Raw genomic sequence first — 11,924 nt, 5'->3', positions numbered from 1 at the left:
GCTCGGCGCGGCGGGCGCCCTCGGCCCGCGAGGCGGTGCCAGGCGGCGACGACGTCCTCGCCGCGCGGGGGGTGACGGGCCTGGACGGGGTGACGAGCGCGGACGGGACGGAGCCCTCCGCGGACAGGCTGGAGACCGATGCGGATGAGGTCGTGCGGGTGACTCGGCAAGTAGGCGTGACTCGTCCGGCGGGGGCAGCTCGTCCGGCCGGGATGGCTCGGGACGGTCGGCCGACCCGGGATGATCGGGAGGGGGAACCGGGTGCGGCGCGCTTGGAGCACACCCCGGCGCCTGGATCGCCGACCCACAGGACGCTGCCGGCCGCGGGATCGCTGATGGCCGGAGGTGAGGCGTCGTGAGCCTCCTGGTGGTCGGGCTCAACCACCAGACCGCGCCCACGTCGTTGCTCGAACGCACCTCGGTCTCGGCCGAGGAGGTCCCGAAGGTCCTGCACGATCTGGCCGAGGGCACCCACGTCAGCGAGGCGGTGGTGCTCTCGACGTGTAACCGCATCGAGATCTATGCCGAGGTCGAGACCTTCCACGGCGGAGTCGCCGACATCTCCGACCAGCTCAGCCGGATCTGTGGGATCGACCTCGGTAATCTCGCCGGCCACCTGTACGTCCACCACGAGGCGCGGGCCATCGGGCACCTGTTCTCGGTAGTGTGCGGCCTGGACTCCATGCTCGTCGGGGAGAGCCAGATCCTCGGTCAGGTACGCACGGCCTTCCGGGCCGGTCAGGCCGCCGGGGTGGCGGGCAGCGCGCTGTCCGGCCTGTTCCAGGCCGCGCTGCGGGTCGGCAAGCGGGCCCACTCCGAGACGTCCATCGATGCCGCTGGCGCATCCATCGTCTCGGTGGGTGTCCGGTTGGCCGCCTCCGGTCTGGGCCTCCACAGCGAGGTTCCGGCCGTGCCGGTGGCGCCGCCGGGTGGGCGGGCGCTGGACGGGGGAGGAGCCGCGGCCGAGGGACCGCGGCCCGCCGTGACGTCCGAACCCCCGCCGTTGGCCGGGGCCCGGGTGCTGCTCATCGGTGCCGGCGCGGTGGGATCGCTGGCCGCGCAGACCGTCCGGCGAGCCGGTGCCGGGGAGGTCGTGATCGCGAACCGGACCGCCGCCCGGGCGGCCCGCGTCGCCGAGGCCCACGAGGCCCGGGTCGTCGGTCTCACCGACCTGGCCCACGAGATCACCATGGCGGACCTGGTGATCTCCTCGACCGGCGCGAGCGGTCTCGTTGTCGAGCACGAGCTGGTTGCCGCGGCCTTGCCCGGCCGGGCAAGGCGCCCGCTGGTTTTCCTCGATCTGGCCCTGCCGCACGACATCGACCCGGGGGTGCGCGAGCTGCCCGGGGTGAGTCTGATCGACCTGGACGCACTGCGCATCGCGCTGGACGGCGCCCAGGTGACGCACGATGTGGAGGCGGTCCGCGCGCTGGTCGCCGCCGAGGTCGCGAGCTTCCTCGACCGCCGGCAGGCGGGCCGGGTGGCGCCGACCGTCGTCGCGCTGCGGGCCCACGCCGCCGCTGTGGTGCGTAGCGAGCTCGCCCGGTTGCACACCCGCCTGCCCGACCTCGACGATCGGGAGTGGAGCCTGGTGGAGGGCTCGGTCCGGCGCGTCGTCGACAAGCTGCTGCACGCCCCGACCGTGCGGGTGCAGGAGCTGGCCGGGGCGCCCGGCGGAGACGCCTACGCCGAGGCCCTGCGGGAACTGTTCGATCTGCCGCGGGAGGTGCCCGCCGTGGTGTCCGCGCCTGACCTTGATCTGCTGGAGCGTTCGTGACGGGGATCGACCCGACGAGTACCGACCCGACGAGTACCGATCCGACGAGCATCGGCGCGGCGAGTACCGGCGCCGACCTGCTGGCCCGTTTCGCCGGCCGCCGGCTGCGGCTGGGAACGCGGCGCTCGGCGCTGGCGCTGGCCCAGTCCGGGACGGTCGCCGCCACCCTGCGGGCGCGGGTGGGCTGCGCCGTCGAGCTGGTGCCGATTGTCACGGCGGGGGACCGCTCGTCGGGGGAGATCAGCCAGATCGGCGGGACCGGCGTCTTCGTCAGCGCGCTGCGCGACGCCCTGCTGTCTGGTGAGATCGACCTGGCGGTCCACTCGTTGAAGGACCTTCCAACGGCCACCCCACCCGGTCTGGTGCTCGCCGCGGTCCCGCCGCGGGCGGACCCCCGGGACGTGCTGGTCGCCCCGAGCGGGCGGCGCCTGGCCGAGCTCAGGGCCGGCGCCCGGATCGCGACCGGATCTCCGCGTCGCGCCGCGCAGCTGTGTGCTCTCGGCCTCGGGCTGGAGGTCGTCACGATCCGCGGCAATGTCGACACCCGGTTGAAGAAGGCCATCGACGGTGAGGTGGACGCGGTCGTCCTCGCGCACGCCGGGCTGGCGCGGCTCGACCGGCTCGATGCCGTCACCGAGATCCTCGAACCCACGGTGATGCTGCCCGCGCCCGGTCAGGGAGCCCTGGCGATCGAGTGCACGGGCGGTGCCGGGCTCGTCGTGGCCGGCCCGGCGCGCGCTCTGGTGCCCGCCGCGGCGGGTTCGGGTCCCGCTGCGGGACAAACCGGTGGCGAAACGTGGTCAGATGGCGGCCAGCCCGTCGATACGGGCCTCGCCGAGCTGCTACGGTTTGTGCTCGATGACGCATCGTCGTCCGTCGCGGTCAGAGCGGAACGCGCGTTCCTCGCCGGCATCGAAGCTGGTTGTACTGCCCCGGTCGGCGCCTTGGCCGAGCTTCTTCCGGAGCCGGCCGAAAGAGCTGCGGCGGAGGCCGGCGGTGCGCCTCCCGCGGGTCGTCTGTGCCTGCGGGCGGTCGTCGCCGCGCCGGACGGAAGCGATGTCCTCCGGCGTGACGTCACCGGATCCGCCGTCGACCCGGAGGCGCTCGGGCAGCGCCTCGCGGACGACATGCTGTCCGCCGGAGCACACTCGCTGATGGGAACCCGCTGAGCATGGCCACCCGACGAACGAAGAAGCCCGTCTCCCCGGTCGCCCTGGTGGGTGCCGGACCACGTGATCCCGGACTGCTCACCGTCCTCGCGGTCGAGACCCTGGCCGCCGCCGACCTGGTGGTGGCCGATCCCGAGGTGGCGCCGGCGGTGGTGGAGAACCTCACCGCCGAAGTGCTGCGCATTGGCGACCTCGAGGCGCCGAAGCCGGTCCGTGACGCGGAGGCGGCGACCGCCGCGGTGGTGAGCAGGGCCCGTGCCGGTGACAAGGTGGTCCGGCTCTACGCCTCCGATCCGTGGCTGACTCGCATCGGCGCCGCGGACGCCCAGGCGCTCGCGAAGGCCAAGATCCCCTATCGGGTGGTGCCCGGCATCCTCACTGGCGCCGCGGTCGCGACCTACGCCGGGGTCGCCCCGGGCGCGCCGGTCACCTTCGCCAGCACCTCCGGGGTCTTCTCGTCGTCGGGCACCGTGCCGGCGTCCTCGCCGTTCGGCGGGAGCGAGCCGGTGGGTCCGCTCACCGGTCCTCCGTTCGGGGCCTCGCGGCTGGGCGGGCGGCCGATCGCCGGTCTCGGGGGCGGGCTCGGCGGTGGCCTGGGAACCGGCGGGTTCGGCTCGCCGCTGGGCCTCGGTGCCCCGGGCGGCTTCGGCGGGTTCGGTGCGCCCATCTCCTCCCCCGGCGACCTGGACTGGGGTGCCCTCGCCCAGACCCCGGGCACCCTCGTGGTCACGGCGGCGCCGACGGAGGTCGGCAAGGTCGCGGCGGCGCTCGTCGAGCACGGGCGGCCCGGTGACACCCCGATCGCGGTGACCGTGGACGGCACCACCACCGACCAGCGCACCGTCACCTCGACGCTTGATCGGGTCGAGGTGGACACGGCACCGCTGTTGACCGCGGCCCCCACCCCGATCACCCAGGTCGTGCTGTCCATCGGCTCGGTGGTCGCGACCCGCAGCAAGTTGTCCTGGTGGGAGACCCGGGCGCTGTTCGGCTGGACGGTGCTGGTCCCGCGGACCAAGGAACAGGCGGCGATCCTGTCCGACCTGCTGCGTTCGCACGGCGCAAGCCCGCTGGAGGTGCCGACGATCGCTGTCGAGCCCCCGCGGACCGCCGCCCCGATGGAGCGCGCGATCACCGGTCTGGTCTCCGGGCGCTACCAGTGGGTGGCCTTCACCTCGGTCAACGCGGTCAAGGCGGTGCAGGAGAAGGTCGAGGAACGCAGCCTCGACGCCCGCGCGTTCGCGGGGGTCAAGGTTGCGGCGATCGGCGAGGCGACGGCCGACGCGCTGCGCACCTTCGGTATCCGGCCCGATCTCGTCCCGTCCGGGCAGCAGTCCAGCGAGGGGCTGCTGGCGGACTGGCCGGACTTCGACGACACCCTCGACCTGCTCGACCGGGTGCTGCTGCCGCGCGCCGACATCGCCACCGAGACCCTGGTCGCCGGCCTGAAGGAACGCGGCTGGCAGGTCGATGACGTGACGGCCTACCGCACCGTGCGTGCGGCTCCGCCGCCCGCCTCCATCCGGGAGGCGCTGAAGGGCGGCCGGGTCGACGCGGTCGTCTTCACCTCGTCCTCGACCGTGCGCAACCTGGTCGGCATCGCCGGCAAGCCCCACGAGACGACGGTGATCGCCGTGATCGGTCCGGCGACGGCCGCCACTGCCCAGGAGCTCGGGCTGCGCGTCGACGTGCAGGCTCCGGAGGCGTCCATCCCCGCCCTTGTCGGGGCGCTGGCGGAGTTCGCTGCCGAACACCGGGAAGAGCTCGGGAAGATCGGGCCGCTCGCCGCGCGGTTGCCGAAGCCACGGCGAGGCTCGCGGCGGTGAGGGTGCCGGCCCGGGGGAACGGGGCCGCAGCCGGATACCCGACGGCACGTCCCCGCCGGCTGCGCCGCTCGCCCGCGCTGCGCCGGCTGGTCTCGAACGTGCGGTTGCATCCGTCCGACCTGGTGCTGCCGATGTTCGTCAAGGAGGGCGTGGCCGATCCCGTTCCGCTGGCCTCGATGCCCGGTGTCGTCCAGCACACCCGCTCCTCGCTGCGGGAGGCGGCCGTCGAGGCCGTCGAGGCCGGCGTGGGCGGGCTCATCCTGTTCGGTGTGCCCGCGGAGAAGGATGCCCGCGGCTCGGCCGCCGACGACCCGGACGGCATCGTCCAGCTCGCGCTCGCCGATCTCGTCGCCGAGGTCGGTGGCGACGTCGTCCTGATGACGGACCTGTGCCTGGACGAGTACACCGACCACGGGCACTGCGGTCTGCTCACCGGCTCCGGGGAGGTCGACAACGACGCCACCCTGGCGCGCTACGGCGCGATCGCCGTGGCGCAGGCCCGTGCGGGTGCCGAGGTCGTCGCGCCGAGCGGGATGATGGACGGCCAGGTCGGCGCGATCCGGGCCGCGCTGGACGCGGAGGGCTTCATCGACCTGCCGATCCTCGCCTACTCGGTGAAGTATGCCTCGGCGTTCTACGGGCCGTTTCGCGAGGCTGCCGAGTGCGCCCCGCAGTTCGGGGACCGGACCGGTTACCAGCAGGATCCGGTCCGCTCGGCCGAGGAGGCCCGGCGCGAGGTCGCGCTCGACCTTGCCGAGGGCGCGGACGCGGTGATGGTGAAACCGGCGCTGGCCTACCTGGACGTGCTGCGGGCGGTGGCCGACACAGTGGACGTACCGGTGGCGGCCTACCAGGTGTCGGGCGAGTACGCGATGGTGGAGGCTGCCGCGGCGGCCGGGTGGATTGACCGGGACCGGGCGATCGACGAGACGCTGACCGCGATCTCCCGGGCCGGGGCGGACATCATCTTGACCTACTGGGCCACCGAGGTCGCCCGCCGCCTGGCCGCCTCCCGCTGACCGTCCCTCGCGGCGGCGGTTCCTCAACGTCGACGGTTCGCCACGGTGGTGCCGGGAGTCCGGCGTTCGTGGAAAGCGTCCGTTAGGTTGCTCAGGGTGGGGGCTGCGCGTCGCGGCCTTCCCGTGTCGGCGTGGGCGGGATCTCTCCCGTGATGATCGACCATGGGTTCGGAAGGTACCCCCACCGGGTACCGGTACACTATGCGGGGGGAGGGTATGTTCGGAGGGTCGGACGGGTGCCGGTGGCCGGTGGGATGGGCAGATCCATCGGGACCGGGGCGGCTTACACGAGGAGACGAGAACGGCCATGACGACCGCCTACACGGTGGCCGGGATGACCTGCCAGCACTGCGTCCGATCCGTGACCGAGGAGCTCGCGCGGCTGCCGACCGTGTCGGACGTCGCCGTGGATCTGGCCGAGGGCCGGGTCACTCTCGTCAGCGACGGCGTCGTCGAGGACGGCGCCGTCCGGGAGGCTGTTGCGGAGGCTGGATACGAGCTTGTCGGGCGGGCGTATCGCTTCGGTGGTGCCAACGGTGCCGGTGGCCGGCGGGTGTGTCCGGTCCCACGGTCCGCGACCGGCAGTACCTTCCAGCCCGCTGTAAGGGGAGATCTGATGACCACTCTCGACGTCGGAACGGGTCACCCCGCGCGGATCGAGCTCGCGATCGGCGGGATGACCTGCTCGTCGTGCGCCGCGCGGGTGGAACGCAAACTCAACAGGATGGACGGCGTCACCGCTTCGGTGAACTACGCCACCGAGAAGGCCACCGTCACCCTCGCGGATACCGAAGCCCCCGCGGTCTGTCTCGATGATCTGATCCGCACGGTACAGGCCGCGGGATACTCCGCGACCCCGGTCCGGGGTGGGCCGGGTGCGGCCGGCACTGACACCGCGGCCGGCACCGCGGCCGGCACTGACACCGCGGCCGAGTATGCGACTGGTGCGGCGGAGGCCGAGGACGGCGGCGGCACGCAGGACGACGCGCCCGGCGCGGCGCTGCGGGCGCTACGCGTCCGGCTGGCTGGCTCGGCGACGCTCGCCGTGCCGGTGATCGCACTGGCCATGGTGCCCGCCTGGCAGTTCGACTACTGGCAGTGGGTCTCGCTGGCCTTGGCGACGCCGGTCGTGCTCTGGGGAGGCTGGCCGTTCCACCGGGCCGCGGGCCGGGGCGCCCGGCATGGGGTCGCGACGATGGACACCCTGGTCTCCCTCGGAACGCTGGCCGCCTTCGTCTGGTCGCTGTACGCCCTGTTCCTGGGCGGAGCGGGCGAACCGGGGATGCGGCACTCGTTCTCGTTCACCGGCGGCTTCCCGGGCCCGGAAGCCTCGGCCGGCGAGATCGGCCACTCGGGGAGTGGCCACGGCACCGGCGGGAGTGCCCACGGCGGCGCGGGCACAGCCCTCTACCTGGAGGTCGCCGCCGGGGTGACGGTGTTCCTGCTCACCGGCCGATTCCTGGAGTCACGTGCCCGCCGGCGTTCCGGCGCGGCCCTGCGGGCGCTGCTCCACCTCGGGGCAAAGGACGTCACCGTGCTGCGCGACCGGCCGGCGGACGGTGCGCGGGGGACTGGCCCGCGGCGGGTCGAGGAGCGGATCCCGGTCGAGGCGCTGCGGATCGGGGACGAGTTCGTCGTCCGCCCGGGCGAGAAGATCGCCACCGACGGCGTCGTGCTCGACGGGCTGTCGGCGGTGGACGCGAGCATGGTCACCGGCGAGTCGGTGCCCGTCGAGGTCGCCCCGGGTGACGCGGTCGTCGGGGCGACGGTGAACGCCGGCGGGCGGCTTGTGGTCCGGGCCACCCGGGTCGGCGCCGACACGCAGCTGGCGCGCATCGCCCGGCTCGTGACGGAGGCCCAGAGTGGCAAGGCCCGCGTCCAGCGCCTCGCCGACCGGGTCTCGGCGGTGTTCGTTCCGGTGGTGATCGGAATCGCGCTCGTCACCCTCGGGGTCTGGCTGGCTCTCGGGCAGCCGGCGACCGACGCCTTCACCGCGGCCGTCGCCGTGTTGATCATCGCCTGCCCCTGCGCGCTGGGCCTGGCCACGCCGACGGCGCTGCTGGTCGGGACGGGACGCGGTGCGCAGGTGGGCATCCTCATCCGCGGCCCGGAGGTGCTGGAGTCGACGCGGCGGGTCCAGACCGTCCTACTCGACAAAACCGGCACGGTGACCAGCGGGCGGATGCAGGTTGTCGCGGTGCTGCCGGCTCCCGGCGAGGACGCCGCCGAGGTGCTCCGGCTCGCCGCGGCGGTGGAGGAGGCGAGCGAGCACCCCATCGCCCGGGCGATCGCTGACGTGGCTGGGGAGCACGCGGTGGCCGCCGGTGTGCTGCCGCCGGTCGCGGACTTCGCGAACACCGCGGGCCTCGGCGTGCGCGGCACCGTGGAGGGGCATGCGGTGCTCGTCGGGCGGCCCCGGGTGTTCGCGGAACTCCCGGGCGCGCTCGCCGCCGAGCTGGACCGGGAACGGGCCGCCGGGCACACCGCCGTCGTGGTCGGCTGGGACGGCCGTCCCCGCGGACTGATCAGCGTCGCCGACACGGTGAAGCCCACCGCGGCCGCGGCCGTCGCCGATCTGCGTCGGCTCGGGCTGCACCCGGTCCTGCTGACCGGGGACGCCGAGGCGGTCGCCCGGTCCGTCGCCGCCGAGGTCGGCATCGCGGCCGAGGACGTCATCGCCGAGGTCCTGCCCGAGGAGAAGGTCGCGGCGGTCCGTCGCTTGCAGGCGCAGGGCCGGGTCGTGGCCATGGTGGGCGACGGGGTGAACGACGCCGCCGCGCTCGCCCAGGCCGATCTGGGCCTGGCGATGGGCGGCGGCACTGACGCGGCGATCGAGGCGTCGGATCTGACGCTCGTCAACGCGGATCCCTGCCTGGTGGCGGATGCCATCCGACTGTCGCGCGCCACCCTGCGCACGATCAAGGGCAATCTGTTCTGGGCGTTCGCCTACAACGTGGCCGGGCTGCCGCTTGCCGCGACCGGTCTGCTCAACCCAATGATCGCGGGGGCGGCGATGGCGTTCAGCTCCGTCTTTGTCGTCACGAACAGTCTGCGGCTGCGGCGTTTCACCGCACTGCGTCCGGCCTGAGCGGGCCCGGCCTGAGCGGGCCCGGCCGGATCGGTTCCGCGGCGTCGGTCAGGTCGTGGCCGGTTCGGCCGGCGGGGCCTCCAGGCGCGGGAACACCGGGCTGGGATCGGCGGTCCGCGGCCCGCCGTCGCCGCACTGCGCGGCGATGCGCGGTGCCGAATCGGGCAGGAAGGGCGCGAGGTGCTCCGCCAGTTCCCGGCACGTGGCGACCAGTTCGGCGAGGACTGCGTCGAGGGCGTCGCGCGACGCTCCCTCCTTGCGCTCCGCCTTCGCGAGCTCCCAGGGCCGGGCGGCCTCCACGTAGCGGTTACCCTCGTCGCCGATCCTCGTGATGACCTCGGCTGCCCGGCGGAAGTCGAAGGCGGCGAAGGCGTCGTCGATTGTCCGGGGGGCCTCGTCGCGCACCGCCCGCAGCTGGGCGGCCGCGGGATTGTCGGGGGCGGGCGGGGGAATGAGCCCGTCCCGGTACCGCTTCACCATCGACACGGTCCGGTTGACCAGGTTGCCGATGTTGTTGGCGAGGTCCTCGTTCGCGCGGGTCACGAGCCGTTCGGTCGTGTAGTCGGTGTCGCCGGCTCGGGCGACGTCGCGCAGCATCCACCACCGCAGCGCGTCGGTGTTGAAGGCGGCGACGATGTCGGCGGGATCCTCGGCGTTGCCGGCCGACTTGCTGATCTTCATGCCGTCGGCGGTGAGATATTCGTGCACGAAGATGGTGTCGGGCAGGCGCACCCCGGCCGAGAGCAGCATCGCCGGCCAGTAGACGGCGTGAAAGCGGATGATGCCCTTGCCGATGACGTGCACTCGCCTGTCGGCGTCGTTCCACCAGTGCTGGAAGCTGTCGTCGTCGTTGCCGTACCCGGGGGCGGTGATGTAGTTCCCGAGTGCGTCGAACCACACGTAGATGACCTGCTCGGGGTCGCCGGGGACCGGAATACCCCAGCCGCGGGCCCGGCTCATGCTCCGCGACGCGCTGAAGTCCTCCAGACCGGCCTCGATGAAGGACAGTACCTCCCGCTTGCGGGCGGCGGGCTCGATGCGCAGCCGGTCGGCGGAGATGAGCTCGTGGAGCTGGTCCTGATAGCGGCTCAACCGGAAGAACCAGTTGCTCTCCTCCACCAGGTCGGGAACGGTCCCGTGTTCCGGACAGCGGCCGCCCACCAGCTCGTCGGGCTGGTAGAACAGCTCGCATCCCACGCAGTACAGACCGGCGTAGGTCTTGCGGTAGAAGTCTCCGCGGTCGGCGCAGGCCGACCACAGCTTCTCGACTCCCGGCCGATGGCGGGGGTCCGTGCTCGTCTTGATGAAATCGTCGAACGAGAGGCCCAACGGACCGCGAAGGCCCACGAACCCGGTGGCGACCCGCTCGACGTACTCGGCGGGTGTGATCCCCTCGGCCTCGGCCGCCTGGACGTTCTTCAGGGCGTTGTCGTCGGTGCCGGTCTGGAACCGGACCTCGTGGCCGCGCTGACGAAGATGACGTGCGTACGCATCGGTCTCGATCAGTTCGAGAGCGTGACCTACGTGCGGCTTGCCGTTGACGTACGGAATCGCCGTCGTCACGAAGTAGCGGCCCATCTGGTGTGAGTCCTTCCGCCCCGGTAGCAGCCTCACCGACGAGGCTCCGTCAGGGCCTCATCGGTCAGTCTGTCAAGACGCGCGGAAGAGGCCGGACGGCATGTGCATCATCATCCGGCTGGCCGGCGTCTCGGCCGTGGCATGTGTCCTCGACAGAGGGTGAATCCTACGCGACCTCGCACCCGGTAGCCCCCGGGGAGCGAGGTGGGAGTAGCGGATCCGGAGTACAGATCTTCTGCCGGCGCCGGCGCCGGCCCGTCCCGACCCGCTCGCCGCGCCGACCGCCGCGCCGGGAACGTTGGCGGCGAGATCATCCGCGGGATGCGGCACCGCCGTCGGCGGGGTGGTCGCCGCGGCGACCGTGCGAAGCCCGCTGCCCGGGCCGCGCTCCGTTCGGCGGACACCGCGGCCAGGCTTTCGGGTCCTCAGGCAGCCTGACGAGACCCATACCATCCTGCCGTGAGTGCCGAACGCGGCGGGGCCGCCGGTCCGGCGGCGTGGCATGTTACCGCTTCCGGGTAATGCCGCCGTACATGTGCACGTGAGCATCGTCCACGGCGGCGAGCTCGTCAGGGTGCCAGTGGTTGACAAGCACCACGCTGGGGTCGAGTATTTCCAGCCCATCGAAGAACTGCTCGACCCAGGCCCTGTCTCGGGCGACGAGCGGAATACCACTGGCGTTGTATGCGGCCACCCCGACACGAACCTCCTCGGGCGCACTGTCAGCCGTGCAGGTGGACAGAGCCAGGATGCTGCCTGTCGGAAGCGGACGCATGAGCCGGCCGACGAGGTCCTTGACGACGGCGTCGTCGGCGATGAAATGTATGACCGCGACAGGCTGGGCCAGGTCGAGCGTTTCCCGCAGCTGCTTCAGACGCCAGGATCTTCTCCGGGGCGTGGAAGTCAGCGTCGAGATACGCGGTCCGACCCTCGGGGCGCTGGTGAGTAGGGCCCGGGCGTGCACCAGCACGATCGGTACCACCCCCGGGTTGCACACGTAGACAAGGGGGCTGTGAGCGGCGCGACGCGAGCAACTGCCGGCTGATCTTCCTGGAGTCGGGGCCGGCGATACCCGGATTAACTGGTTTGACGCCGCCGGGCGGGCGGGCTAGTTTGGCGGCAGTTCGTCGGGGAGCGGCCCGACGCCTTGCGTGGAGGAAGCCATGGTTGCCCCGGGTCTTGTCCCGGGCCACCGGACACCGCCGGCCTGGATGGCGTGGTGGTGATCGAGGTCGACTGCTGACCAGCGTCGGACCTCGGTGTGCCTGGTGACATCAATTTTTCGTGTTGATGTACTCCATGAGGAGCTTCTGGCGTTGTCAAATGATATCTCGTCTGCGTGGTACGCGGACTTCTTTACCGAACTTCCGAACGAGTTCTGGCGGCGGGCGGCGTCGCCCGAAATGACCGCGGCTGACGTCGAGTTCATCGAGGCCGCGCTCGGTCTGCCGCCGGTGGCTCGGATCC

7 protein-coding genes and 1 pseudogene are annotated in these 11,924 nt (G+C 72.4%); 6 read left to right on the top strand and 2 right to left on the bottom strand.

The annotated features are described in order from the left end of the window. The 6 genes and pseudogenes from AC08OQ_RS11925 to AC08OQ_RS11900 all read left to right on the top strand — a co-directional run. Positions 1–359 (top strand): annotated as a pseudogene (locus AC08OQ_RS11925) (redox-sensing transcriptional repressor Rex); the annotation flags it as partial. Then, complete coding sequence (locus tag AC08OQ_RS11920) at positions 356–1,777, top strand: glutamyl-tRNA reductase (RefSeq protein ID WP_462187877.1); 1,422 nt, start codon at positions 356–358, stop codon at positions 1,775–1,777. The pseudogene AC08OQ_RS11925 and the gene AC08OQ_RS11920, both read left to right, overlap by 4 nt. Beyond that, a complete protein-coding gene (gene hemC, locus AC08OQ_RS11915; protein WP_476605215.1) occupies positions 1,774–2,946 on the top strand; it encodes a hydroxymethylbilane synthase in 1,173 nt (390 codons plus the stop codon). Before AC08OQ_RS11920 ends, hemC begins: the two co-directional genes overlap by 4 nt. Positions 2,947–2,948: 2 nt before the next feature. After that, the gene (locus AC08OQ_RS11910; protein ID WP_476605214.1) at positions 2,949–4,772 is read left to right on the top strand and encodes a bifunctional uroporphyrinogen-III C-methyltransferase/uroporphyrinogen-III synthase; all 1,824 of its coding nucleotides are present in this window, start codon (positions 2,949–2,951) and stop codon (positions 4,770–4,772) included. Continuing rightward, on the top strand, positions 4,769–5,791 hold the full coding sequence (gene hemB, locus AC08OQ_RS11905) for a porphobilinogen synthase (protein WP_476605213.1): 1,023 nt from the start codon (positions 4,769–4,771) through the stop codon (positions 5,789–5,791). The genes AC08OQ_RS11910 and hemB overlap by 4 nt, the downstream gene beginning before the upstream one ends. A gap of 307 nt (positions 5,792–6,098) precedes the next feature. Continuing rightward, positions 6,099–8,879, top strand: coding sequence for a heavy metal translocating P-type ATPase (locus tag AC08OQ_RS11900; RefSeq protein ID WP_476605212.1), 2,781 nt, complete (start codon positions 6,099–6,101; stop codon positions 8,877–8,879). A 48-nt stretch (positions 8,880–8,927) separates the two neighbouring features. Here AC08OQ_RS11900 and AC08OQ_RS11895 read toward each other — a convergent pair whose 3' ends face one another. Both AC08OQ_RS11895 and AC08OQ_RS11890 read right to left on the bottom strand, forming a co-directional pair. Next, on the bottom strand, positions 8,928–10,457 hold the full coding sequence (locus tag AC08OQ_RS11895) for a methionine--tRNA ligase (RefSeq protein WP_462187880.1): 1,530 nt from the start codon (positions 10,455–10,457) through the stop codon (positions 8,928–8,930). Between the two features lie 505 nt (positions 10,458–10,962). After that, positions 10,963–11,535 (bottom strand): SAM-dependent methyltransferase, encoded by a 573-nt coding sequence (locus AC08OQ_RS11890; protein ID WP_476605216.1) that lies wholly within the window; start codon positions 11,533–11,535, stop codon positions 10,963–10,965. Between the last annotated feature and the right edge of the window lie 389 nt (positions 11,536–11,924).

The sequence above is a fragment of the Frankia sp. CcCS3 genome (assembly GCF_977927575.1).
This window is presented reverse-complemented; position numbering and strand designations above follow the sequence as displayed.